Source organism: Bacteroides sp. D1, assembly GCF_000157095.2.
Classification (GTDB): domain Bacteria; phylum Bacteroidota; class Bacteroidia; order Bacteroidales; family Bacteroidaceae; genus Bacteroides; species Bacteroides xylanisolvens.
In genome coordinates this window covers 34,541-59,363 of the sequence record NZ_JH114342.1, presented here as the reverse complement: position 1 = coordinate 59,363, position 24,823 = coordinate 34,541, and the positions used below count along the sequence as shown (strand labels likewise).

Below are 24,823 nucleotides of genomic sequence, written 5' to 3'. Positions count from 1 at the left end.
TTTCCTTGTTTATCCAAATTAATTTATGATTCTTTATCATTAACAACATAGAATAAAATTCTCACGTTACACATTCGTGTAATCATACCTCTCACCTTTTACCCTTCACTCTTCAAAAATATATTGATTTTGATTTATTGTAACTTCTATACTTTGTTGAATAGACGTTTCATTACTCTTCTAAAAACATTTCCACATCCATTCAACCGTATTTTCCTTAACAGGCAATTTTATACAATCAAGATGTTTTTTTTCAATGTAATACCGACAAATTTCTAATACATTTTTTAGGAAAGGGGGAATATCATTATTCAATAAATGTTTTCCATTTACTTCTATTACAATAAATGACAAGTTATCCTTAAGGAGCTCATTATATTTGTTGATAGTCACACTTATTTTTATGTAGAATATATTATCTCTTCCCTAGCATCACCCTTATCTTATGCTGAAGAGATACCGGTATCATTGACCAAAGCACAAAGGTTATTTTCCTATCATTCTTTTTCCAAAATGTATGTACATCGGTCCAATCCTTTTTTTTTCCCCATTCAGCTAGAACAAGATCGCGTTTGACCGTATGGTGTGAAGGTTCGTTTACAGGACCATTTTCTTTTCTGATAGCATCATATTCCACATCGTACAACTCAAGTTCAGCATTACCGACCATTGATATACCTTTATCTGTGTTAACAAGAACACAAGACACACCCTTTTCAATATCTATTTTGTTGTTCAAATCGGGTCTTGTCTGCAAGATGCCCCAAAAATCGCCTATAGTAATATCGGCACATCTTTCTGGTTTTGCGTATGGGCAACAATAACAACAATCTCTGTATGTCTCACCTTTCAAGAAATAGGTCATATAAGATGACATCCTATGGTTAATCTTCTTTTCCTTCCCATTCTGATAGACAATCTTGTTGTTGAACGACCATCCTTGTTCTTTATCTCTGAAATAGAACATCCTGATCTCATTCCTCTTATACATATCCAAATATGAGTTGAACATCTTATTATTGGATACACCATGGCAGATTACCTCAATAGTCCACAGATTCGGATGGTTATTTGTGTATCGTTGAATAGCTGCTACTTGACACGGAGTTCCTGAAAACAAGACAGATTTGCTATCATCCAGTAGGATTTGAATCTTTTTATAAATACCAGTAGTTTCACTTTGGACATACTTGGATCCATAAAGGTTCTTTAGGTCAACAACATTATCAACTATAATATGGTTTGCTGAAACAGTTTCATCTAGTGTGCTACCTACTACCACCCAATTCGTTTTTTTCAGGAGAACATATTCTGCCACAGCAGCAAAAACTCCACCAGAAGAAGAAAGAGCAATTCTATCTTTGTCTTGACGAATTGCAGCGTAAGTTTTTTGGGGAATAGTTTGCTTGCGAGGGTTCACTATCACACATCTCTTTACACACAGACCGCAATCCACACAAGTATTCTTATCCACTATAGGACGGAGAAAACCAGAATCATCAGGTACAATACTAATACTATGTTTACTGCAAACACTAGCGCACAAGCCACAACCAGAGCACTTATCAATATCTAATTCTGCTACGTTCATAGTTTAGAATCTCTTTTGAATTTTTCTCCAAATATTGTTTGGTAAAAATAGCAAGAATACTATCATATTTGCTTTGAAGGCAGAAAAGCCTAACACTTCTTGATACATCCGAATGACAGCCTTCAGTTGCTTCCACTTGTTCGAGGTCTCAGACCCAGGAACATGACGATATTTCCAAAGCACCTTCGGATAAGTCACCAGATAATCAGTATCTCTCAGATACATCATCCACAGCCCCCAATCTTCTGCTCTACGGAGGTTGGGCATCTGCTTCTTACCCAATACCTGAGTGTCAACCATCACACCTGGAGTACCAATGTTGCATCCAGTGATCATACTCTTGTACGTCTGCTTCTCATTCTGCTTCATAGTATAGTATGGCTCCAAGTTCTCGTCGGCATCCTCATACCATGTGCAAGTAAAGGGATAGTTGTTCTCCTCCATGAAACGTATCTGCTCCTCCAATTTGGTAGGATACCACCAGTCGTCTGAATCACAAAACGCCAGATATCGACCATATGCCTCCTTGATGGCAATGTTGCGAGCAGCACCTGCACCACCATTCACTTTGGCTCTCAACACACGGATACGATCATCCATAGCTTCCACCGCCTTGAGTACCTCTACAGTTTCAGGAGCTAGAGAACAGTCATCCACAATAATCAGTTCCCAATCCGTATAAGTTTGGGCAATAATTGCCCCAACTGTCTCTTTGATATATTTTGCCGCATTGTAATACGGCATTACTATACTTACGTTCATCTTATTCTATTGTTTTTAGCGCATTTGAAATATACTCTCTTGCATTCTTGCGCTCTTCTATTAATACGCTCTCCGAATAAGCAAAGTCAATCTGGTCATACTGAACAAGGACGTCCTTAGGCTCAAATCGAGCCTGCATTTTCACCTTCTTCAGTATTGACTCTACACGACTATTCTGTGAATGAGCAGTCCCGTATGCTCTGCTGAAAACATAGAAAGGAGTATGCAGATTGATGGAGAAGGCTGTGCCATGGAATGAATCGGTCAGTACACACTTTGCGTTATTTATCAAATCAAGAAACTCAATAGTCCCCGAAGACACCATCTTGTCACAATAACTCATATCATCAAACTGGTATGGAATAGCTATCACCTCATACTTCAATGCCGCCCTCAGTTCTGTTATCGCCTTTCGAGCAAGTTCCGATGGCTTGTCCAAAAAGTATGCAAGTATATAGTTACTCTCCTTGTCATCAATGCCTAGGATATTCTTCCATGTTTCACCATCCACCATCAGTGTAGGATCCACCAACTGAATTGCCTCACGTCCTGTCATCTCCTTGATGAGCTTCACTCCACTATCCTCACGTACTGACAGGTATGCAAACTCACTAATCCATTTCCCTATCTTCTCCTTATTGTAGTCTGCAACAAAATCACGTCCAAAACTTGGAGCCAAAGCAACTCGTTTCTCTGCAGGCGCAAAACGAAGATAGTACATTGGATCCACATACATTGTTGATGAGTTCCAGATTTGGTCACTACCGGCAAAACAAGCAACAGCCTCTTTTGCTGCTTTCTTCATGCCATCCCACGAGAGATAATTTGGCTGCAAGTACTCGTCCGAGAAACGAATAAAAAGCGAAGCAGAATCTCCTATCATCGTCTTGTTGTAAGAATTCTGATAAATACTCAACGATTTTGAACCATTCTTTCCTCTGAGCATCAATGATCGAACCAAGATAGTAAGGAGTTTTTTCAGTCGTATATCACGTCCTTTCACCAGACTCTTCATAGCCACCAACTGGCAGTCATAACCAAGTTCTTTCAATATCGTCTTTCCTGCTAATGCCTGCAGACTTGAGCCGTAGTTGTAACCGGAGAATACGGTAGTTAGTAATACTTTATTACTTGACATATTGCGATAGTTTATTCGTATCCTCTTTAGCGAATATATAGTTCAAATCCCCCAATTTATCAAAAGTGTCCTTATATGTCACATCGTCAAATATCACATCAATATTTGCATAGTATGCTTGGTTTAATACTGTTGTATATGAACCAATAACATGTTTCGTACTAGCAATAGATTCTAGAATTGGAACGTCTTTGGGGTATTCAATAATACTCTTATCTACAAGTTCTTCAAGCAGTTTTATGTTGCTGAACCTAGGATGAGGTCTAAATTTATATATCTGTCCATTCTTAACGATAAAGTTAAGTGACTCAATAATACTTTTTAGTTGTGCTTCATCATATATTTGAAGATAATACTTATAATCGCTATAATACTCTTTTCTAAAATTATTCTCAACATCAACATTAAAACTCTCTGGTATCTCAATACGGAACTGTGTAGCTTCTGCTTTTAGGCTGAGGAACATCTGTTTATAATGTTCTCCCCATACATAGCAACGATTATATCTAAAATACACATTCCCTAAATAAAATAACTTTTCGCCATGCATAACATTGACATGCTCGATACCAAGGTCATTGCAATACTTTGTCAATATTGAACCTGCGTACGATGCTTCATTATGTACAATAATTGCTTTAGGGCTATAGCAATAAATTATGTATTTATAGTACGACAGTTTGATTGCCGTTTTGAATACAAAGCATGGAACAGGATGTCTAAAAAATATTTTTATCAAGAGAAGAACATCACTTCCTGAAAGCATACGCCCTTTGTTCCAAACGTTATTATTTATATCGAACTCATGTCTGAGTGTATTAGGAATTATTTCCTCAAATTTATAGAAATCGCCAACGGCCTGATATGATTGCGTTTGTTTAGGCTTGAATACATAGAGAATCAAGCAATATAGTACATACACTGGTAAAGCAAAGAACGAAATAATCTCTGCTGCTATTTCTTTGAGTGTATGGTAAAAAAAATGTCTTCCTCTAAACTGATTGAAGGATCTGTCAATATCATCAACAGGTTCTTTCATGGTCGAGAGAAATTCCTTCTGTTCTTTTGACGTGACCTCAAACAATTCTTTATCAAAGGAACGTAAATAATTCAAAAACTTAATATAATTCATAAGCTATACTCATTAAAATCTACCTTTAGCTTTCAAGCGATTAAACTGTTCTATATCTCTATACTTAATAATCTTAGCTGAATTACCACCAACAATTGCGCATGGAGGTACGTCTTTTACAACAACTGAACCAACGGCAACAATAGCACCCTCAGCAATATGTACATTACCTGAGATTATCACATTACTTCCGATCCAAACGAAATCATCTATTACAACATTCTTCGGCTTATAATGAATTCCATACGGAATTTTATCACCATACTCATAATCATGGCTTCCTAACATTATCAAGATATTAGTACCCGAGTGAAAGTAATTTCCAATTTTCACGCTACCAAATCCACTGATAACCATACCATTAAACCCACAATTATGACCAACAGAGACTTTTGCTTGCCTTGATATTTTTATATATCTTGCAGCTCCAACATGGTCACCATATGCAACAAGTTGATGTTTCAAGATGAAAGTACTTACATAGTGCTTCAATCTACGAAACTTGTCCACACAGAAAACAATTATCCTTTTCATTTAATTACACTCTTATATAATTCAACGTATTGTTGTGTCATCCTCTGAAATGAAAACCCTTTAGAGACTGATTTGATATTTTCACAATCAATTATTTTGCACATTATTTCTACCATAGCTTTTGCCAACGCTTCATCTGTTCTTTCTTCCACAGCTATCATAGCGTCATTTACATAAAGGTCCTCAACTGCCGGTAGATCTTTAAAAGTGACATTTGGTTTGCCATAAACGTACCCTTCGATTATGCTCAACCCAAATCCTTCTGTCAAGCTAGTAAGAATAGTTGCATTACAAGTCTCATAATAATTGAAGATATCTTCTTTCGGTTGTATTCCACAAAGGATTAGTTTATCTTGTAGATTATGGATTTTAATAAACTTTGCGACCTCATCTGTCTCAAAATATCTACCTACAAATAGGATCTTACTTCGATTTCTATACTCTTCTGGCATCTTCAACCAAGCACGGGCAGCCTGAATCTGATTCTTATTCTTAGAAATGTTTCCTACGAAGACGAACAAAAATTCGTCTTCATAGATATGATATTTCTCCCTTATGTTTTGCGTACTACCCTTCTCAACAACATCGCAGCCATTGCAAATAACATAAAAATTTGCAACATCATGTCCAATAAATGATTCAGCAGTCTTCTTGTTTCCAGTACTGATAAATGATACAGGATATCCATTTGATGATGCCTCTTTGAGGAAGTCCCGTTCATACCGCTTGAGGCTAAAAGGAAGTTTGATAGAGTCTTCAAAACTATTCAATCCATGTAATGTAACGACGAATGGAACATTTGCTATTTTACACATACGAATCATGGAATCTGTTATCTCACTACATCCATGAATATGAACAACATCATACTCCATCAAATTTGAGTGAAGCTGAGATAATGATGTATACATGTATAATTCCCTAAAGCTTCGCTTCAGAGGTAATTTGTACTTCTTGACATATTTAAATCCATTTAAGAGACTATTTAGTGTCAATCCACAGAAATATGACATCCATGTTCTTTTAATAATATTCACTCCCTCAAGTTGTACCGAAAGTGAAAATGTGTTAGCAACAAACATATCCACTTGATTAGTTTGTGAGATATGCTTTGCCATGTCAAATACCATATACCCAAACCCCGTCTGATTACGCATAAAAGTAGGAGAAGAAGGGTGGGTTATATGCGACGTTACGAATAGTACTTTCATTTTAAAATATTCGATAATAAAGTAGGCTGTGCACCCTTAGGTATAGCATAGTCCATCACAAACGAACGGAGCATTTCCAAATACTCAGGATTATCCCGTAGATGCCAATAATGAACGTTAACAACCATTGGCAAGTTATTTTTATCGCAATAATCAAACAATGCTTTTAGATAAGTCAAGGACCTTAATGCACATGCATTTATCTCTAAGTGATCCGAATACTTCAAAACACCAGGATAAGCAAATCCTATTGTAACACGGTAATACCATCTCTTGCAATAGCTTATAATATTCTGAATGGTCAAATTACGCTGAAAATTGATAGGAACAATGCCTGAGAAATGCATATTGTTAGCAACAACAGCATTTAGGCATTTCTTGGAAATCATATTACTTGGTGCCACAAAAACAGAAATTTGGCATTTTAACGCATATTCCAAGTAGTCTTTTGCCAATTTTATATTTTTGATTATCAATTTATTTCCGCTCATGCCAGACCATATCATTTCCGGATATCGTATATTCCCATCAACTTTATACTGATGAGTGATGCCATGAAGCAAAATGTCGCACTCTTTACGGACATACTTTTCTCTAAACCATAAACATAGTTCTATATTTTTATCTATATCACGCGGTGTAGTGTTTCCTTTTGTGTCAGAACATGTCCCCTTAGTTGAAACATCCATAACATGAGGGACAACAGCAAATGATATTGGAAAGCCTTCAAAATCTTTATAAACGAATTCTATATCTTCTACCTTTGTGAAGAAATTTGCATCATCGTCTCTAATTGCTAACTTTACCATAACTTTCTATGTATATAATGATTTAACTCTCTAATTGCAAATCGTACTATTGATACTATTTCAGAAAAGTTCAAAACAGTCAATATTGCAAAACATAACATTGCCCACAAATAAGCACCTTTCCCTACAAACACTGATTCAACCACCAAAAGAATCACCTGCATTGTGGTACTAATTGGACTTACACCAATATTCAAATATTTGTTTACAGCTACCCTTCTAATTAACCATATTATATAATATCCAATCATTGTAGATATGGCTACCACAATGACTCCATATTGCTTCAGGAATAAAACTGTTAGCAAAATTGAAACAATCGCTCCTATCAAAGTGGAAACAAATTGCATGATATTCTTCCTTTCTGATGAAAATATTGAGCCAAGAAAACCGGCCAATGCACCAAGGAATACAGATATAAAAAGGTATGGAGTGACCCACCAATAAGATACAAATTCACCAGACAGCAAAACACTAGCAAGAACATAAGACAAAAGGATAATCATTCCAGTCAATAAAATAAGCATTGAAAAATACTTCCGATGCATTGACTTTATATACCTTTTGGATTCATCTGTACCATAGTCCTTCAACGCTGATAACAACCAAGCCTGTGCAAAAATATCGCACAATACAGTCAATATTGAAGGTATACGCAGAGTTGCAGAATATATACCCACTGCTGATACACCTAGCCATGCAAGCATGACATAGCGATTTACACTACTCAGAGCCCACCAACTTATCTGATTTGAAACTAGTGGCATTGAAAACACAATCATCTCCTTTTGGAGTTTTGCATCAGAAATCCTTGTCCAATAATCCCATACACTGCACTTTATAGCCATGTAAGAAATAGCAAAAATGTCTGCAATGGTATATGAAAGCAAAAATCCCATAACCCCTAGCCTCAATACAAGCAAAAAGAACAAGTTGAGAACAACTACCATGAATGAACTCAGCAATCCTCCAGATACAGAGACTTTTACATTATCAATTCCTCTTGCGAACTTATGCATCAGGTTCATCAAACCTTGATTGCATAACATAATAGGAACAAATAGAATATACCCACCAATAGAATCGAACATTGGAAGGAAATAGAGCCCAGCTGTAATAAAAAGGCTTATTACAAAGCCCCATAATGTCACCCTTAAGCCAGTTGAAAAGAGTTTCCTTCGGTCAACATTTTTAATGAAACAAAATCTTAGTATAGCATCTGCAATCATACATGTCAAAATAGGGAATAACATTTGAGCTGTTGTTTGAACCATGTCTGATATGCCATACTCTTCAGTTGAAAGTACTGCTGTGTATAATGGAATCATCAAAAACACAAGAATTTTTGATCCCATATTTGCAATTGCAAATAATAGCGTATTGGAAAGTAATTCTTTTATTCTTGAGTTCATACCAAACTATTTTGACGATTATAAATACTTGTAAACAAATAAATAAAAATAATTTGAAAAGCGAAACCTCCAGTTCCAAAGGAATAACTTTGAAAGAACATACTCGCAAATAGCATAATAATATATGTCAATATTTCCTTACTATTAATTAAAGGTCTGATATACAACGACAAGAATAAAGCAAGCCCTATCACTCCGAATTTTGCAAGTACCAGCCAGAATGTAGAAACAAAGATAGAATTTTCCTTTACAATTATTTCATTGGAATGGAAACCTCCACTTATTAAGTAATCATACGGATTAGCTGCAGGCATGCCAATTAATAAATCCATAAATGGCATATTAAACACCATAGCTGGACCATTGATTGTTCGAGATGTACTTTCAATATCTGTCTCTGAGATTTTCTCCATACCAGCAGAGAAAATTTCCGAAGTAAACAGCAGCCATACAAAAACTCCAGTCAATAACACAACAGCAACTTTTGTTCGAATTCTAATATCCTGTGTTAATACATATACGATCAGCATAAGGAGGGACATTGTGATACCAGTTGTAGATGTACTGAAGAACATTGATGCCATAATAATGACCGTCCATGTGAATTTTCGTTCAAATAATGACAGAAAAAGTGGAACCATCATATAAGTCACAAAGGCAGCAGGCTCCCAGTAAAACGAGGTTGGGCGAAATCCTTCCTCAAAAAGTCTTGATCCTGTTTCAAGTTCAGGAAGAAACGGCAAAGGAATAGGTGTTACACACCCGCCACTCCTAATTATTGCGAAGTGATATGCAATACCTCCTATACTAATAATAGCAACAAGATTTATTGCCCCTTTTAGTTTTTCAAAATCCAGAGCTTTCACAATAGGTATAATACATATTGACAATAGCACAGCCGAAATGGTATTGTTAATCATGTATCCTGGGGCATTTATCATAACCGCCAACAGAATTTCATGTATAACCACAAAAGCAATAAGCCATTTTAACTCTCTCATTTGTATGTTGGATTTATTTTGCCTTGCGAAAGCAATTAATGCCATCACAACCATAAAGAACAGGTTACCTTTTATTGCCCCCCAACTATACCCTGATAATATGCAGTAGAATGCAAATAGAAGCTCAAGAAAGCCTATTCGATCCAGTGATAGGTATGAAATAAACTTTCTCATTATTTATTCCTTTGATTTAGATAATGCTTCATAAAAGGGATATGAAAGAGTATTTCTCTTATTCGAGTTTTTCGAGTAATTTTTGCGATCCTCTTAAGATCATTACTTATCAGAAGTTTCACATCCTTTTCAAAATCTGCGTTTTGAAACAGATCAGAAAATTTATCTCTATTCGGATGCCTCTTCATCGGCATCCGTAACTGCCCTTGAACAGCCACCAACTTTGAATACTCTATAGGAGCAATCTCAACTGTTTCATTCAAATCAGCAAACAGCTTTTCTCCTTTTTGTGTATTCAAGGTTATCATTGATAGCAAAAAATCACTTCCAGATAGTTGGCTGTATTCGCTATCCCTGTCTGCATAATCTCCCACAGTAATATCGCTAACTCTCTCGGAGGTTGCATATTTGCACTGGTAACATGATTCGCGATAGTACAGTGCCGATAAAAAACCAGCGATATACATATCCTTTGGATGCATTCCATTATACACAGATTGTCCTTTTTTGTTATCTAGGAAGAGACCATATTTCGAATCAATTTTCTTCCCATTCTTAATTTTACGGCGGAACGAAAGTGTACATTCTCGAAGGTTTTCATTAGTTTTAGTTCTTAAACTTTCATTCAAGATAATCTGTGAAGGTACTCCATGACAAACAAAATCTATTGTGACCAAATTTTCATAGTCCTTGCGCAAATATGTCCTCAGACCGGCAATTTGACATGGAGTTCCAATAAAGATAACCTGTAGATTTGAATGTAAATCTACTTTGATGCGTTTGTAACAATCACCTAGATCACTTTGCACATACTTACTTCCTTTTAGAAGGAACAGGTCATCATCATTATTAACACGAATATGTTGTACATGTGAAATATCTCTAGCAGTGCATCCATACACAACACCTCCTTGTCTTATTATTGTCCGACTTAACAATGAAGCGATACCACCAGAAGAAGATGTTTCCTGTTCAGAACGATCTGTTGCATGCCCTACAAAACATAGGGTTGGTTCGCTCTTATCAACCTCAACATTGTTGGGGCATACTTTTTGACATAAACCACAATCAATACATAAGTCCAAATTGACAACTGGATAGCGGAAACCTATTTTATCCTCACAATAAAATATAGCGTTCTTTCCGCAAACATTTACACATGCAGAACAACCGGTACATTCATTATGTTGGCAGATTTCTTTCATCATAACTCAATAATCCTATTAATTACAGAATATGACATTTCTCTTTCGCTCTCGAATTTTGCATTTACAACAGAGTAATCAATCGACCGGATATCAATTAAACCACCATTATAATATGAAAGAAGACGAGCTTCAAGTCCTATCCTATGCAAATAGTCAAACAAACGAGAATTATCTCCAGCACTCTCAGAACCACTATGCTTTACAAATGCGTAGAAGTTCTTATTAAGATTACTGCTGAATACAACTCCATGAAATGAATCCGTACAAATATATTCTGCACCATTTATCAAACCTACAAAATCAAGAGGACCTGCATTCCAAATCAAATTATCGGCATCAGAGAACTCGCGCCAATTTACAGGAATATAATAAATAGGAAGCCCTGTTTGCTTTGACAACTGTTGTACAAAATCGCGATAATATTGACGATCACCAAGAAAGTAACAGAATATGTACTTGCCACTAATCATTGGTTTATGAGCCAATGATCTCCACTCTTCCTTTTTTATCAAAAGAGTTGGGTCAACTACAGCTGGCACCTCATTGTCTATTATCTTAGATAATAAGGTTGCTCCTCCCACTTCACGACAAGACAAGATTGAGTAATCTCGCAACTTTGTTTTGAGATATCGTTCTTGCTCATTTGAGAATGAATTTATGCCCAGACTTGGAGCATAAGCAGCTTTCTTTGCTCCCCTAACCGCAAAATCAAGGAACATTGGTGTTAACTCATATCCTCCTGAAACATTAGGACTCCATGTCTGATCTGATCCTGTTACATAAATGTCATATACTGGAGGATTTTCCATCAACTGGTTCTTGTTTCTGTAAAGTTTATCTGTCGTTTGAGTATTATTTTTGAGAAACTCGTCAAAATAGGTATTGCGCAATGCGAATTTCGAAACATACTTAGATTTTGTTCGTATCTCTTTAATATGTGACAAATAATAGCCTGTTCGACTGATTCTTGTTTTCAATCGCTTCCACTTTGATGCGTTGGTTGGGGGTACTCCTCTATAATTGATTAACTCACACTTCACATCCTGACCAAGAGATCGGATATAATGCTGCAAAGCAAAGCCCTGAAGCATTGATCCGTAGTTATAATAGTTGAAGTATGAAATAATTCCAATTTTTTTCATACTTGATTATTTCAAATGTTTCACTAATTCCTTCGCTCTCTCATACTCCTGCAAAGTGCCTATATCTATCCAAGTGCCGTTGAGAGGATAACGGATAACTTTCTTGTCCTGGGCGATGAGTTTCTCTACAAGATGAGTGGCATGGAAGAAAGTGTCTTTTGGAATCTCGGCAAGAGCGCGCTTCTTTATGAGGTAAATGCCGGCATTGGCATAGTAGTTATACTTCGGCTTCTCAATGAGCCCCTTGATGTTGCGACCATCAAGATCGAGGATCCCCAATTCGATACTGATGTTGTAAGGAACGGCAGCAACCGACATTTCTGCATCGTGCATTTGGAAGTGGAGAAAAAAGTCCTCATAGTCGATATTGGTGAAGAGATCGGAGTTCATCACAAGAACAGTATCGTTGTAGAAAGTATCTACAAATTTAATGCTACCAATAGTACCGAGAAACTTTGGCTCACGGAAAGTGCGAACCTGTACACCATCACGAGGAGTAGAGAAATGCTCCTCCAACTGCTCGCCAAGGTAGTTAACAGTCACATTGACATACTGCACGCCATACGACCTCAGACGATCTACATTATGATCGATAATGCACTTGCCTCCTACTTCGAGCAATGGTTTAGGAATCTTCTCAGTAAGCGGACGAAGACGTTCACCCTTTCCACCAGCCATCAGAACGGCATCAATAGGAAGTTTTGATTTGAACTTCTGGAGGTTGACTACATCCACCACATGATTCTCAGCATCAAGAATAGGGATGAACATAATACGACGGTCACGAAACGACTTAAGGTGTGCTACATCATAATCTTCCTGCTTGATGAACTTGAAGTCACGATGCATGATTTTGTTGATAGTATCAGTCAGTTCTGCTCCTGCAATAAGACCACGGCGGATATCACCATCGGTGAGCGAACCTACCATCTGCTGTGCGGCATTCACAACAATGAGCAACTCGCCATCGTGGGTTATGTTGTTAATAGCAACGAGAGCATCGCGAACGGAGGCAGTCTCACTTATTATATATTTTCTCATATCTCTACCAATTTATCTTTCAACATGATTTCTGCAATCTTCCAATCGAGCATATTGTCAAGATCTACAGAATGAATTTCGTCCATCACATATTTACGAATCTTGGTCATTCCTGCAAGCCCTTTGGCTTTAAGCTGTTCAGGATTGATCACATATACAGCACCATTCTGCTGCCATACGTGAGGAGCGTCCTGACGACGTCCAATAGTGCCATTTCCCTTACTGATGGTGAGAAATCCTTCTGCATTATCCTCAAAGCCATCGTAATAAGGATTACACTTAGCTAGCATTACCGACGTAATCATATCAATACTATCATCATAGAGTTTAGCAGCCTCAATTACATCTTCGGCTCTACGGAAAGGAGAGGTTGCCTGAAGGAGTACGACCATATCGTAGTGATTACCTTTCTGCTCATAGAAGTCGAGTGCATGAAGGAGTACCCCATTAGTACCTGCATTATCGGTTGCCAAATACTCAGGACGCTTAAAAAGAACCTTCAATCCATAATCCTCTACAACTTTGATGATGGCATCATCATCGGTCGATACACAAATATTATCGTCGGTAGTAAACTTACGGGCGGCATCAATAGCATAACAGATCAACGGTTTACCACCCAACTCCTTTATATTTTTGTGAGGTATACCTTTACTACCACCTCGTGCCGGTATAATAACTAATGGACGCATAGGTTTAATCGAGCTTAATAGGTTCGTCAATATCAAAGTCGTGAAGTGCCTTAGTGTCAACCACCATATCCCAGTGTGTGGCTGGAATACCGCTTCCTGCTCGTTTGATGGTGATATTATTGGCAGAGAGGATATCTCCCTTCTTCACTGGTACCTTTGCCACTATGGACTTGAGTAGCACTTTGGAAATCTCCACTTCACTTGGATTCGGGCGCTTAATGCCATCACCAAGAGCTACCTCAATATTGCGGATGCAATCAACCATATACTTGAGTTCCTGAGGCTCAAGCGAAGCCTTGTGGTCAGGACCTTTCATATTGCGATCAAGGGTGAAGTGCTTCTCAATAATCTCTGCCCCCATAGCAACGGCTGCAATAGGAATCTCTGTACCCATAGTGTGATCGGAATAGCCTACCTGACATTTGAAAGCCTCCTTCATGGTCTGCATTGCACGAAGATTTACTTCATTTTTAGGACAAGGATAGTTTGTGGTGCAATGGAGTAAAGTCACTGATGGAGCACCTGCTGCAAGGAGCGTGTCGTAAGCTGTAGCCACCTGAGCAAGTGTAGCCATTCCTGTAGAGAGAATGATAGGTTTACTGTAGGATGCCATCTGACGGAGGTAAGGAATGTTAGTCACCTCACCGGAACCAATCTTGATAAGAGGAAGATTGAGTTCGTTCATCAAGAAAGCAAGGCTGTACTCCTCATCAGGAGTAGAGAGGAAATCAATGTCAATCTTCTTACAGTGCTCCTGAACGATGCGAAAATTCTCGTATGACAATTCCAACTTCTTGAGCATCTCGAATTGGCTTTCTTCTGCATCGTATGTATTTTCCGACTGATATGTTGCCTTCTTTGCCTTACAAGTAACAATCTTTTCGGTCTGCCAAGTCTGGAACTTCACGCAATCTACACCAGCAGTCTTGGCAGCATCACAAAGTTGAAGAGCGAGATCGAGCTGACCATTGTGGTTAACACCTGCTTCAGCTATTATGTAAGTATGCATATTGTCAATATTTATATTTCAAAAGAATGTGTTTCAGTGTTTCTGTTTTCTCCGGATTAGCAGCAGCCCAATCAGCACAAACCTCATCGTAAAGTGAAGGATTGAAAATCATTTTGCCCAAAATGAACTGATATTCGTGCTTCGAGAACTTGCACTTGTACTGATATAGACTGTTCTCCTCAGATCCGTCAGTACCGCCACCAAGATGGAAGTGCTCCACACCTCGATTGATCAGTTCCCTAGCAGCTCCCCAAAGCAGGAAGTTATTTGGCGAGAGTTTGAGAGAAACTTTGTCACTACCGGCAAGATGATAATGGCCATATGGCAACTGATAGAAGAAGATGGCTCCTGCCACGACCTTATCCTCATGGATCACGATGCCGAGGAAACGGTTCTGAATGGTATCTTTCAATTGGTCGTAATACTTAGGATCAAAATAGTAGAATCCATCAGCCTCCAGCCTATCCATAGTGGAATTGTATAGCTGCTCAAACTCCTTGAGATAAGTAAAGTCGTTATCTACTACAAATTCTAGTCCGTTCTTCTCACCTTTCTTGATGACATTGCGATTCTTGGTGTGAATCTCGTTCATCCAAGTTGCCTCAATGCCTCCTGTGAGGTCAATAGCAATAGTCTTTCTGTCCTGAATCAAGTGGCCCACCTTATCGAAACAGTCCCAATTCTCAAGCAGAGGATGGAAACGTATGAATCCACAGACGTAGTTCTCAGCCTTAGCCTTATCGGTCATAGCCTGAAGAGCTGCTGTCATAAACACCTCATTATGGTCGTTTGATACGGGACCGCCATAACCATAAGCAGTCTCAAAATCGAAGTATGTATTGCCTTTATACTTAAAGGCTCTACGGAGGAATGGGAACAGTAAGATGCTGTCGCCATTCTGATACACGAAGCAGCAAGCCTTCTCGCTCTCTGTCTCGTAGAGTCTCACATATTCCTCACGAAAGTACAGGTCTTGCAACTTCGCAGGAATACGCTCAAGGTACTCATTCCAATGTTCTGTAAATCCTATCATTTCAATGCTTTCTCTAATGTGTTGAGAATAAAATCCATATCCTTGTTGGTATACCTCTGATCGATAATGATGGACATCTCATGTTCTGCCATCTCAGCCCCCTTCTGTACGTTCATGCCTTCAAGCGGCCAATGAACAGGACAAAAAATCTGCTGCTGAAACATCTGCTTGCGAACTTTGTTTCTGTCCTCCAACCAGATCGGAACGAACAGAGGTGTCTTGTTTTCGGGTACAGGAAGGATGGTTCGGATACCTAGAGTGTTGAGCCCACTGAGTATCTGTCTAGTGTTGCGAAGGCGGATGTAAGCGATTCGTTCGAAGTCGGTCTTGGTAATTACCTCCTGCGAAATTTGGCTCATGCCCATCGTAATCTCATCGTCAATATGACTCTCACCTTTCTCAAAGAGATGGAGATAAACATCATCATCGTAATACTTCGGTTTGTGAAGCGACTTGAGGATGCAGCCTGCAAGTTTAAATTGATGAAACTTATTTACTTCAGTTACAACTGTCAGTTGCTTAGCAGTCTTCACCAATCCACCATCAGGACAAGCAAAAGTCTTGCGGAGACTAGTGAACTTGTAGTCAGCAGCAAGCTCAGGTTTACAGAACTCATAAAACGCCTGCACATCGTCTTCTATAACGATAGCCTCCATGCTAATAGACCGTACCAATTCAACCTGCAATTGGAGACTCTTAAGTCCAAAATAGTTGATGAGCAATACGGCTGCCTTCTCGTTGTCGTCAAGAGGGAACTTCTCTATATCAATCTCCAGCTGGTCATTGAGGTTATAGAACACGACCTTCACTTGACTCTTCTCGGCTGCTACCACTACGGACGAACAAAGATAATTAGGCAGATAAGCTGTAGTAATACCGTAACGCTTCTGTACATCAAGAAGAATATAATATAAAGCAGAACGTCCAGAAGAATACTTGTAAATGCCTTCCAAAAAACCGTTATTGCTCTGTGCGTATTGGAACCCTTGAAGGTCTATGCCAAATTCTCCGCCTATGATATGACTATTTTGCATACAGATACTCTTCAATGTGTTTTACTATCTTTTCTGCAGTACATCCATCGCCATAATAGCTGTCCTTAATGCGCTCAGGATCAGTTTCTATCGCACTCCAAGCAGATTGTATTTCTGTGAGATCGTTGTTTACCTGACGTACATTCTTGCAGATGAAGCGACCAGTCTGACGATTTCCGATATTGATGACAGGTATACCTAAACAAGAAGCCTCTATTATACCGCTTGACGAGTTGCCCAAGACAGCATAGCATTCGTTCATGAAACTAAGATAGCGCATCTGACCAAGCGAAGGATAGAGATGATATTTCTCTGGATTTAGCCTCTCTAATTCAGTCCAATTGTCGTTGATCTGATTGCCTCCGAAATCGGCATTTGCCTTTGAAATAACAATGGAAGCATCAGTCATGCTGTCTGTAAGTGCAATGATGTTCTTAGCCATCTGTAGATTGTATTCGAGCGATTCATTGGTCTCCGGATGAAGGGTGACAAGAATCCATTTATTGCTCATAGGGATACCGATATTCTCTGCCAATTCCTGACGAGTCATCAAAACACTTCTTCGGAAGTTATCCAACCCCGGTTCACCCACTGTCCACACGTTTGCATCAGAGTTACGCATACGAATGATGTTCTGAGCCGACTTTTCCACTCCAGGAAAATGAAGAACAGACATCATAGTGACGGCATTACGTACTTCGTTATCAATAGCACCAATAGTCACATCGCCACCTGATATATGAGCTATTGGAATATTCATCACAAGGGCTGCACTACAGATAGGGAGAAGCTCATAGCGGTCGCCCAATACCACTGCGAGATCCGGCTGTAGTTCTGCAAAGGTCTTTGCAAAACCCATGCTACAACGCCCCATCGACTCAACAATGGCTTCCTTTGAATCACTACTAAGACCCATATCCATTTTTGCGGAAATAGGATAACCATCCTCCTCTATGTACTTATATGTATAACCATGTTCAGCCATCAAGTGTGCACCTGTAACAACCAATTGGAGTTCGAGATTAGGATTCTGCTGAACACTATCTATAGTCCATCGGAGCAAACCGTATTCTGAACGGGCAGCTGTTATTATACAGACTTTCTTCATCTATTTTCTTTTGATTAATTGTGGAAAAAAAAAATTTAAGCTCGAACCGAGACCTCTTGCAGTTCATGCAATCTCTCTAGTCAACTGAGTTAATCTCCATCCGCTTATTTCAAGTTCTGTAAATCGCTCTTCCAAGTCGAGAAAAGACAATTCTCCTCCAATTCGCAATACAGATTCAGATTATACATCATCAGTTCTATCGCCCTCTCAATCACTTTCCCGTGCAGATAGTCAGAGATACTGTTAATCTGCACAGGAGCTTTCATTTCAAGTACTACAGCCCCTGTTTCTTATCTATATATGCGAAGTGAGGTGAATTTGTATTCGCAAAGATGCTGGTAACAAGAGGACAAATTTTCTTAAGTCTTGCCCATACATCCTTACGATTACGCATCCCTTTCAATCGGTTCCAGGCCCCATTCCAAGTGTACGCTAACAGCAGCCTATCCTCCGAAAATAAATAGACCGAAACCGTAAGATACACATCATTCTTAATCTGAAAGATAATATTTACACAATCCTTCTACACGAGAAACGTCATCTGACTCTCGTTGTAGAAGTTTGCTTTGGTACGTTTGGTAATAAATGACATTAGAATTATTTTATAAATCCTCAGGTCTTACGCTTGAAGGGATATTTACTACGCGATTAGCAAACCAAATAGTGTTCTTGAGACCATCGTTCTGGCAGTTCTTGAACATAGGCAGACGATTCATGAGCTCCCAAATAGGACGAGTCATAATGCCATTGTCGTTGGTCTGCTGGAGAAAGTCAAGTTGAGACTCCTTGTCCTTCAAGACAACGGCTGAGAGCCAGTAGTTGGAGAAAGTGTTCTCTGGCTCAACAAAGAAGTCAATACCATCTACATTCTTGAAATACTCAATGTATTCAACTGCCACCTTGCGCTTACTGGCTACATACTTGTCAAGATTCTCCAACTGAGCGCAACCGAGAGCTGCATTGATATTCGGCATACGGTAGTTGAAACCGATGTGATCGTGACGAAACTCCCACCGATGAGGAATCTTGGCCTGTGTGGTAATGTGCTTTGCGTAAGCTCCGAGTTCCTCGTCCATGAAGAGCATCATACCGCCACCACCAGTGGTGATAGTCTTGTTGCCATTGAATGAGATAGCACCAATGCGTCCAAATGTTCCAGTATGCTGACCCATGTAGGTAGAGCCAATAGATTCAGCTGCATCCTCTACGAGCTCAATATGCCACTCCTTACAGAGGACAGCAATCTCATCGATACGAACTGGATGACCGAAAGTGTGCATAGGTACGCAAGCTTTGATGCGACGGCCAGTGTACTTATTGTAGCAAGCAAGTTCATCCTCATGGAAGGCAAAATTCAACGACGCAGGAAGCTCATCGATACGAGTGTTCTTGCGAACCTCTGCATTTGCCTGCAACCATTCTTTCATAGCATCAGGAGAGAGTCCCATTGTGGTGAAATCCACATCAAGGAACACTGGATGAGCACCAATGTATGAAAGGGCATTGCATGTGGCAATGAAAGTGAGTGCTTGAGTGAGCACCTCGTCGTCTTTCTTCACACCTGCAAGTATGAGTGACATATGAAGGGCATTAGTACCACTCACGCATACTACTGCACGTTTTGCTCCTGTATATTTTGCCATATCTTCCTCAAAGCGATCGACAAACTTACCTACTGATGAAACGAAGGTGGTATCAATGCATTCGTTGAGATATGCTTTTTCATTTCCTGCAAATACAGGAACAGCAAGAGGAGTAAATTCCTTGTTGCCATAAACTGACTTGATAAAGTCTATAGTGTTTTTGTAATCAACCATTGTTTGTATTTTTCACAACATAAATTACCATAAATAACCCATGAATTATCCGTGAATTACATTTTCTGATCAAGGTTCTTACCCTTCTCTTCATGCTCAAAGTTAGGGATAAACTTTTTGATAGATCCTATCACTTCTGCTTTGGTGAAATCTTTTTTCTGGAAAATACCTTCGAGCTCAAGGAAGAATTCATTTACTTCATTCATCGAACGACGGGTACTTTCGCATACCACACCGAGGCTCATAAAGCGCTCCATGTCAACCTTTTCTCCTAGGACATAGAACTCTTCATAGGTCTTCTCGCCAGTGGTGTCGCTCTTGAAGTAGAACACAGGATAAGTGTCAGACTCGTAGGACATCTGAGCTGCATACCGCTTTGCCTCAGGATCGTTTTTACACTCCACCTTGATAAAGCCCTCTGCCTTAACAAAATCATCACAGATGGCAGAAAATGTGAGCATCTGATCTTCATCCAACTTAGGGAAGAATACCTCACCACCATTACCGAGGATGCAAGCGAGCATACAGATTTGACCAGATTCCTCAGGTGAGACGAAGTAGCGTTTCACGTCAGAAGGTGCGGTAAGAGGCTGCTTCTTCTGGAGTCGATGAATCCAACCGTCAGGAAGTGAACCGTTGGAAAAGGCTACATTGGCAAAGCGAGCAGTAGTGACCTTGAAATGAGTATTATATGCCATCACGAGGTCTTCCATGATTCGTTTGCTAGCCCCCATGATGTTCACAGGATTGGCGGCTTTATCGGTAGAAACGCAAAAGAAGTGCTTAGGGGGATAGACACAAAGGAGGTCCATCAGTTTCTTGGCCTTAATGTCATTGTTCTCGATGAGCGCCTGAACGGAATATTTATCCTTCTCTGAACGCACATGCTTGTGAGCAGAGAAGTTTGCGACGATATCAAAACCTTTCTCTTCGCAGAAAATACGTTCGAAAATTTGGTCTGCAAAGTTGAGAGTATAGCAGCGGAACTCCTCAGGCACATAGAGGCTTTCTGTGCTTCGCACATCGCGAACGAGTTCTGCAAGACCATTCTCGTTGAGGTCAACGACAACGATCGAAGCAGGCTCGAAGCGAAGAACCGCCTTGATGAAGCTAGAACCGATAGATCCGGCACCACCGATTACACATACTTTCTTACCTTTGATCTCAGCGGTAAGTGTCTCCTTGTTTGCCTCAATATCTGCAGCAAACATGCTGACCGGACGCGATGTCACCGAATCAGCAATGAATTTCTCTAAGTTGAACATATATATGTTTGTTATTTCTATTACGTTAGTGAAATGTTAACCTGTTACCTGTTATTTTACTGTTATCCAATTCGGTCTCGATACGAATTTCAGCTTTCTTTTGCAACTGATAGTGGAGAACAAAGAAAGTAAGGATAAGATTAGGAACGACGAAATTCTATATTTCGAATAGTTGCTCCATAAGTTTTTGCGTTTACTGACTGTCTTTGCTGCTATAGCTTGTGCAATATTGCTGGCTATGAGCTATTACATCTGTAGTCGCTACGGAAAATCTGAGATCCTACAGGTGGTTTATGGTTACCTTCATCACTTCGCCTTCAGCCTCTGCTATGGTTGCTCATTAGGAGTTTACCCACAAAAATGCTCATAATGCTTTTTTATTCCTTATATCAATAACAAGTCAGTCAATGAAAGGAAAAAATTTAAAAATCCTCCGTGTTTCATTTTGAAGTTGTATCTAGATTTTCTTTGCCGTATCCATAGCCATAACCATAACGCTTACCATAGCCATAATACTTGCCGTATTTACCATAGCCATAATAATAGCCGTACTTCTTTTTCTGAAGATCCAAGCCGTTAATGGCGATACAGAGGTTAGGCAGTTTGTTGTTTTCCATAAGCTCATTGATCAAAGTAAACTCTGCCTTACGGGTATAATCGGCACGGCATACGTATACCGATAAATCAGCAGTACGCCCTATCAGCAAGGTATCAGTTACCATACCCACAGGAGCCGTATCCAGAATCACATAGTCAAAATTAGCCTTCAATGTTTCGATGGCTTTTTCCAAGCTGTCACGGGCCAATAATTCCGTTGGATTGGGAGGAACTGCTCCACCGGGAAGAATAAACAGATTCTTGTTGATATCAGAACGCTGTACCAAATCCATCAGATTAACAGCTGGATTAATCAAAAATTGGGTGATACCTTGTTCTTTTCTGGAAAGATTGAAAACTTTATTCAATCCCGGTTTGCGAATGTCAAGACCTACTATCACAACCTTTTTCCCTAACAAAGAAAGACTAATAGCCAAATTAGATGATACAAAAGACTTACCTTCACCACTGATAGTAGATGTCACCAAAATCACATTCTTGCCATTTTCAAGCATAAACTGAAGATTAGTACGTACATTACGGAATGTCTCGCTCATCAGGTTATTCTGATTCTCAAATACAGCTATAGAACCGGACTTTTCATCCGCCAACGGGATATCGCCAATAACAGGAAGAGAAGTTAGTTTTTCAACATCAGCACGGCCCTCAATCTTGAATTTGGTCAAGCCAATCAGATAAATGATACCTACCGGAAATCCTACTCCTAATACCAAGGCGGCAAGATAGATCATCATCCTCTTAGGAGAAACCGGATTGTCGTCTGCTAACGCTTCATCAATAATCTTGGCATTGTTTGCTGTAGCTGCCAAAGTGATGGCATTCTCTTCACGTTTTTGAAGTAACATCAAATAAAGACCGGCCTTAATTTCCTGCTGCCGGGCGATACTTACGAACTGACGTTCCTGGGTCGGAGCGTCATTAATACGACGGGAATAGCGGTTCGCTTCACGGGCAAGGTCTTCTTTGGTTATCTGCAATCCTTTCAATGTAGCATCCAGCGTAGCCTGTACATTGCTCCGCATCGCACGGATGCTAGTATCCAAATTTATGATCGTCGGATTATTCTCGGTTGATGTACGGAGCAAGCGCTTTCTTTCAACCAACATCTCATTATATCTGTCTATTGCACCAGCTGATGCTGCATCCTGTAATCCAATATTACTTGGCAAGACCTCATATTCATTACCTTGCATATAGCGTTGCAAATCCATCACCAAATTGATTTGAGTCTGGTTTTCCACACGCTTCTTTTCATATTCAGCATTACCGGTTAAGGCTATTTGCGCCTCACTGCTCAAATCTGTAATTCCGGCGCTACGCTTGAAGTTCTCCAAGTCTTGTTCGGTACTTCCAAGTTCCTTGGAAATAATGCCGATACGTTCGTCGATGAATTCTGCGGTTTTTTGGGCTACCTCATTCTTGTCATTATTGGCATTGATATTGTACATCTCAAGGAGTTTGTTGATGAAGTCCTTGCCACGCCGGGTATTTGAGTTCTTTAACGAAAGAACAGCTACAGAAGTAGTTTTTGATGTAGGGGCTATCGACAAGGACTGGATATATCCTTTGGCCACAGACATCGGCCGGTTTATAAAAGCTTTTATATGACGCTCTTTACTTTCCTCCTTAGCCTGATTGGTCGTCAATGTATCCTTGCTTTCAAAAAAGGCGACCGTCCCCTCATCGGTCGGAAAAACAGCAGGTAATTGATCGAATTGTTTCCGATACTCTTTGTCTTTCACTGTTATCAACGCATCCATCCCACCATTGGGAAATAAAGTCATCTCCACTTCCATTGGTGCAGACAATTTTTCCGCCTCTTGTGGAGTCAAGCTCACCACTACGGGCGAGGTACGGTAAAGTTCCCTATTAGGAAACTCATCTTCATCCTTATAAGTCACAAACAGTCCCAGATTATTGACCACTTCACGGGCAAGAGACTTTGATTTCAGCACCTCGATTTCATTGTCTACATTGTTCGACGAGGAAACGAAGCCGTCCAGTCCCATCTTTTCCAGTTCGGAGGACATGCTCGCACCACCGCCCTTCTTGTCATCCTTGATTAAGACTGTGGCGGTTATATCATAGACGGGAGTGGCCAAACGCAGGTAGCCCCATGCGCAGGCGATACAGATTATTATAGAAATCACAAACCAAGGCCAATGGATCAGGTAACGGAAAAGGATTTCCTGAATATTCACTTGCTCTTCCGGTTGCTCACCCCGGTCTCTTTTTTCCTCAATCATATCTATATTACTATTTGAAGATTGTTACTAATAAACTTGCCAATGATACCAAAATAGAAGTAGCGGAGAACCACAAGCTGGTACTGTTACCTATATCAGAGTTACGAGCTTTTGCTTTATTAGGAGTCACATAGACTATATCATTCTGCTGTAACCAATAATAAGGAGAAAGAATTGTTTCCGCCTTGTTTAAATCCAATGTCACAATTTCCTGTTTGCCATCAGCACCCTCACGAATCAGTTTCACATTGTCACGAACTCCCCAGACCGTCATGTCACCGGCCATGGCAAGAGCTTCCAACAAGTTGACTTTCTCATTGTTGATAGTAAATGTACCCGGACGGGCAACCTCACCTAATACAGAAATTTTATAGTTTACCATACGGACAGTAACTATCGGAGTCTCCTTTATGTAAGGTTTCAGTTTGTCTATTATCAGTTGTTCAGCTTCTCTTTTCGTCAATCCACCCACTTTCAATTCACCCAGAACAGGAAAATTGATCTTGCCTTCATTATCTACCAGATAAGGTTGTAAGACAGGCTGGGTAGTCAATTGGGTGCTGGCAGTAGCCGCATTAGCAGGAGTTGCCACCGTCAAGTTGAACGGAACTGCAAGTTCCGGACTAGTACATGAGACTACGATAGTAAGTAAGTCTTTAGGCATTATCTTGGCATCATATAAATTTTCCTGTTGATTGGTGTCCTTTACAACTCCCGCATCCTGCAAATAAGGTACTTTCTTATAGGACTGGCAGGAAGCAAACAGAAATACCGCTATCAGACAGGAAAACAAACTTCCATACAAGCTTCGTACATTCAAATGCGTGCGCAATGATTTATTCATAT

The 24,823-nt window shown here is 39.6% G+C and carries 22 protein-coding genes; all 22 read right to left on the bottom strand.

Annotated elements, in window-relative coordinates:
- Positions 1 to 415: 415 nt before the first annotated feature.
- The 22 genes from BSAG_RS11660 to BSAG_RS11750 all read right to left on the bottom strand — a co-directional run bounded on the left by BSAG_RS11660 (position 416) and on the right by BSAG_RS11750 (position 24,821).
- Complete coding sequence (locus tag BSAG_RS11660) at positions 416 to 1,591, bottom strand: Coenzyme F420 hydrogenase/dehydrogenase, beta subunit C-terminal domain (RefSeq protein WP_004312746.1); 1,176 nt, start codon at positions 1,589 to 1,591, stop codon at positions 416 to 418.
- A gap of 3 nt (positions 1,592 to 1,594) precedes the next feature.
- Positions 1,595 to 2,353, bottom strand: coding sequence for a glycosyltransferase family 2 protein (locus BSAG_RS11665; protein WP_004312745.1), 759 nt, complete (start codon positions 2,351 to 2,353; stop codon positions 1,595 to 1,597).
- Position 2,354: 1 nt separating this feature from the next.
- Positions 2,355 to 3,491, bottom strand: coding sequence for a polysaccharide pyruvyl transferase family protein (locus tag BSAG_RS11670; RefSeq protein WP_004312744.1), 1,137 nt, complete (start codon positions 3,489 to 3,491; stop codon positions 2,355 to 2,357).
- Positions 3,481 to 4,623: a hypothetical protein gene (locus tag BSAG_RS11675; RefSeq protein WP_004312743.1), complete on the bottom strand. Its 1,143-nt coding sequence runs from the start codon at positions 4,621 to 4,623 to the stop codon at positions 3,481 to 3,483. The genes BSAG_RS11670 and BSAG_RS11675 overlap by 11 nt, the downstream gene beginning before the upstream one ends.
- Before the next feature lie 12 nt (positions 4,624 to 4,635).
- On the bottom strand, positions 4,636 to 5,157 hold the full coding sequence (locus BSAG_RS11680; protein ID WP_008997533.1) for an acyltransferase: 522 nt from the start codon (positions 5,155 to 5,157) through the stop codon (positions 4,636 to 4,638).
- Positions 5,154 to 6,275, bottom strand: coding sequence for a glycosyltransferase family 4 protein (locus tag BSAG_RS11685; protein WP_229037637.1), 1,122 nt, complete (start codon positions 6,273 to 6,275; stop codon positions 5,154 to 5,156). Before BSAG_RS11685 ends, BSAG_RS11680 begins: the two co-directional genes overlap by 4 nt.
- 89 nt (positions 6,276 to 6,364) lie before the next feature.
- On the bottom strand, positions 6,365 to 7,177 hold the full coding sequence (locus BSAG_RS11690; RefSeq protein ID WP_004312740.1) for a DUF2334 domain-containing protein: 813 nt from the start codon (positions 7,175 to 7,177) through the stop codon (positions 6,365 to 6,367).
- Positions 7,171 to 8,589 (bottom strand): lipopolysaccharide biosynthesis protein, encoded by a 1,419-nt coding sequence (locus BSAG_RS11695; RefSeq protein WP_004312739.1) that lies wholly within the window; start codon positions 8,587 to 8,589, stop codon positions 7,171 to 7,173. The genes BSAG_RS11690 and BSAG_RS11695 overlap by 7 nt, the downstream gene beginning before the upstream one ends.
- Positions 8,586 to 9,764 (bottom strand): hypothetical protein, encoded by a 1,179-nt coding sequence (locus BSAG_RS11700; protein ID WP_004312738.1) that lies wholly within the window; start codon positions 9,762 to 9,764, stop codon positions 8,586 to 8,588. Before BSAG_RS11700 ends, BSAG_RS11695 begins: the two co-directional genes overlap by 4 nt.
- Entirely contained in the window at positions 9,764 to 10,972 is a 1,209-nt protein-coding gene (locus BSAG_RS0223205) for a Coenzyme F420 hydrogenase/dehydrogenase, beta subunit C-terminal domain (protein ID WP_004312737.1), read from the bottom strand. Before BSAG_RS0223205 ends, BSAG_RS11700 begins: the two co-directional genes overlap by 1 nt.
- On the bottom strand, positions 10,969 to 12,114 hold the full coding sequence (locus BSAG_RS0223200; RefSeq protein WP_004312736.1) for a polysaccharide pyruvyl transferase family protein: 1,146 nt from the start codon (positions 12,112 to 12,114) through the stop codon (positions 10,969 to 10,971). The genes BSAG_RS0223205 and BSAG_RS0223200 overlap by 4 nt, the downstream gene beginning before the upstream one ends.
- Positions 12,115 to 12,120: 6 nt before the next feature.
- Positions 12,121 to 13,155, bottom strand: a complete 1,035-nt coding sequence (locus tag BSAG_RS11705; protein ID WP_004312735.1) for a sugar phosphate nucleotidyltransferase — start codon at positions 13,153 to 13,155, stop codon at positions 12,121 to 12,123.
- Positions 13,152 to 13,847, bottom strand: coding sequence for a cytidylyltransferase domain-containing protein (locus BSAG_RS11710; RefSeq protein ID WP_004312734.1), 696 nt, complete (start codon positions 13,845 to 13,847; stop codon positions 13,152 to 13,154). The genes BSAG_RS11705 and BSAG_RS11710 overlap by 4 nt, the downstream gene beginning before the upstream one ends.
- A gap of 4 nt (positions 13,848 to 13,851) precedes the next feature.
- Positions 13,852 to 14,856, bottom strand: coding sequence for an N-acetylneuraminate synthase (gene neuB / locus BSAG_RS11715; protein ID WP_004312733.1), 1,005 nt, complete (start codon positions 14,854 to 14,856; stop codon positions 13,852 to 13,854).
- A 4-nt stretch (positions 14,857 to 14,860) separates the two neighbouring features.
- Positions 14,861 to 15,889, bottom strand: coding sequence for a lipid II:glycine glycyltransferase FemX (locus BSAG_RS11720; RefSeq protein WP_004312732.1), 1,029 nt, complete (start codon positions 15,887 to 15,889; stop codon positions 14,861 to 14,863).
- Complete coding sequence (locus tag BSAG_RS11725) at positions 15,886 to 16,923, bottom strand: hypothetical protein (protein ID WP_004312731.1); 1,038 nt, start codon at positions 16,921 to 16,923, stop codon at positions 15,886 to 15,888. Before BSAG_RS11725 ends, BSAG_RS11720 begins: the two co-directional genes overlap by 4 nt.
- Entirely contained in the window at positions 16,913 to 18,031 is a 1,119-nt protein-coding gene (neuC, locus tag BSAG_RS11730) for a UDP-N-acetylglucosamine 2-epimerase (RefSeq protein WP_004312730.1), read from the bottom strand. Before neuC ends, BSAG_RS11725 begins: the two co-directional genes overlap by 11 nt.
- A 104-nt stretch (positions 18,032 to 18,135) precedes the next feature.
- On the bottom strand, positions 18,136 to 18,297 hold the full coding sequence (locus tag BSAG_RS25275; RefSeq protein WP_008016261.1) for a hypothetical protein: 162 nt from the start codon (positions 18,295 to 18,297) through the stop codon (positions 18,136 to 18,138).
- A 336-nt stretch (positions 18,298 to 18,633) separates the two neighbouring features.
- Positions 18,634 to 19,848 (bottom strand): LegC family aminotransferase, encoded by a 1,215-nt coding sequence (locus BSAG_RS11735; protein WP_004312729.1) that lies wholly within the window; start codon positions 19,846 to 19,848, stop codon positions 18,634 to 18,636.
- 56 nt (positions 19,849 to 19,904) lie between these two features.
- Positions 19,905 to 21,113, bottom strand: a complete 1,209-nt coding sequence (locus tag BSAG_RS11740; RefSeq protein WP_004312728.1) for a UDP-N-acetylglucosamine 4,6-dehydratase — start codon at positions 21,111 to 21,113, stop codon at positions 19,905 to 19,907.
- A gap of 440 nt (positions 21,114 to 21,553) precedes the next feature.
- Positions 21,554 to 23,977 carry a GumC family protein gene (locus BSAG_RS11745; protein ID WP_004312727.1) on the bottom strand — a complete coding sequence of 808 codons (2,424 nt, stop codon included), beginning with the start codon at positions 23,975 to 23,977 and terminating at the stop codon, positions 21,554 to 21,556.
- 10 nt (positions 23,978 to 23,987) lie between these two features.
- Positions 23,988 to 24,821, bottom strand: a complete 834-nt coding sequence (locus BSAG_RS11750) for a polysaccharide biosynthesis/export family protein (protein WP_004303599.1) — start codon at positions 24,819 to 24,821, stop codon at positions 23,988 to 23,990.
- Positions 24,822 to 24,823: the final 2 nt, after the last annotated feature.

Bases quoted from the DNA above. Each gene is read 5' to 3' on its own strand.
- BSAG_RS11720 (WP_004312732.1), bottom strand. From the start codon at position 15,889: ATGATAGGATTTACAGAACATTGGAATGAGTACCTTGAGCGTATTCCT.
- BSAG_RS11660 (WP_004312746.1), bottom strand. From the start codon at position 1,591: ATGAACGTAGCAGAATTAGATATTGATAAGTGCTCTGGTTGTGGCTTG.
- BSAG_RS11700 (WP_004312738.1), bottom strand. From the start codon at position 9,764: ATGAGAAAGTTTATTTCATACCTATCACTGGATCGAATAGGCTTTCTT.
- BSAG_RS11665 (WP_004312745.1), bottom strand. From the start codon at position 2,353: ATGAACGTAAGTATAGTAATGCCGTATTACAATGCGGCAAAATATATC.
- BSAG_RS11745 (WP_004312727.1), bottom strand. From the start codon at position 23,977: ATGATTGAGGAAAAAAGAGACCGGGGTGAGCAACCGGAAGAGCAAGTG.
- BSAG_RS25275 (WP_008016261.1), bottom strand. From the start codon at position 18,297: ATGAAAGCTCCTGTGCAGATTAACAGTATCTCTGACTATCTGCACGGG.
- BSAG_RS11705 (WP_004312735.1), bottom strand. From the start codon at position 13,155: ATGAGAAAATATATAATAAGTGAGACTGCCTCCGTTCGCGATGCTCTC.
- BSAG_RS11710 (WP_004312734.1), bottom strand. From the start codon at position 13,847: ATGCGTCCATTAGTTATTATACCGGCACGAGGTGGTAGTAAAGGTATA.
- BSAG_RS11690 (WP_004312740.1), bottom strand. From the start codon at position 7,177: ATGGTAAAGTTAGCAATTAGAGACGATGATGCAAATTTCTTCACAAAG.
- BSAG_RS11725 (WP_004312731.1), bottom strand. From the start codon at position 16,923: ATGCAAAATAGTCATATCATAGGCGGAGAATTTGGCATAGACCTTCAA.
- BSAG_RS0223205 (WP_004312737.1), bottom strand. From the start codon at position 10,972: ATGATGAAAGAAATCTGCCAACATAATGAATGTACCGGTTGTTCTGCA.
- BSAG_RS11740 (WP_004312728.1), bottom strand. From the start codon at position 21,113: ATGTTCAACTTAGAGAAATTCATTGCTGATTCGGTGACATCGCGTCCG.
- neuB (WP_004312733.1), bottom strand. From the start codon at position 14,856: ATGCATACTTACATAATAGCTGAAGCAGGTGTTAACCACAATGGTCAG.
- BSAG_RS11695 (WP_004312739.1), bottom strand. From the start codon at position 8,589: ATGAACTCAAGAATAAAAGAATTACTTTCCAATACGCTATTATTTGCA.
- BSAG_RS11735 (WP_004312729.1), bottom strand. From the start codon at position 19,848: ATGGTTGATTACAAAAACACTATAGACTTTATCAAGTCAGTTTATGGC.
- BSAG_RS11680 (WP_008997533.1), bottom strand. From the start codon at position 5,157: ATGAAAAGGATAATTGTTTTCTGTGTGGACAAGTTTCGTAGATTGAAG.
- BSAG_RS11750 (WP_004303599.1), bottom strand. From the start codon at position 24,821: ATGAATAAATCATTGCGCACGCATTTGAATGTACGAAGCTTGTATGGA.
- BSAG_RS11670 (WP_004312744.1), bottom strand. From the start codon at position 3,491: ATGTCAAGTAATAAAGTATTACTAACTACCGTATTCTCCGGTTACAAC.
- BSAG_RS11685 (WP_229037637.1), bottom strand. From the start codon at position 6,275: ATGGCAAAGCATATCTCACAAACTAATCAAGTGGATATGTTTGTTGCT.
- BSAG_RS11675 (WP_004312743.1), bottom strand. From the start codon at position 4,623: ATGAATTATATTAAGTTTTTGAATTATTTACGTTCCTTTGATAAAGAA.
- BSAG_RS0223200 (WP_004312736.1), bottom strand. From the start codon at position 12,114: ATGAAAAAAATTGGAATTATTTCATACTTCAACTATTATAACTACGGA.
- neuC (WP_004312730.1), bottom strand. From the start codon at position 18,031: ATGAAGAAAGTCTGTATAATAACAGCTGCCCGTTCAGAATACGGTTTG.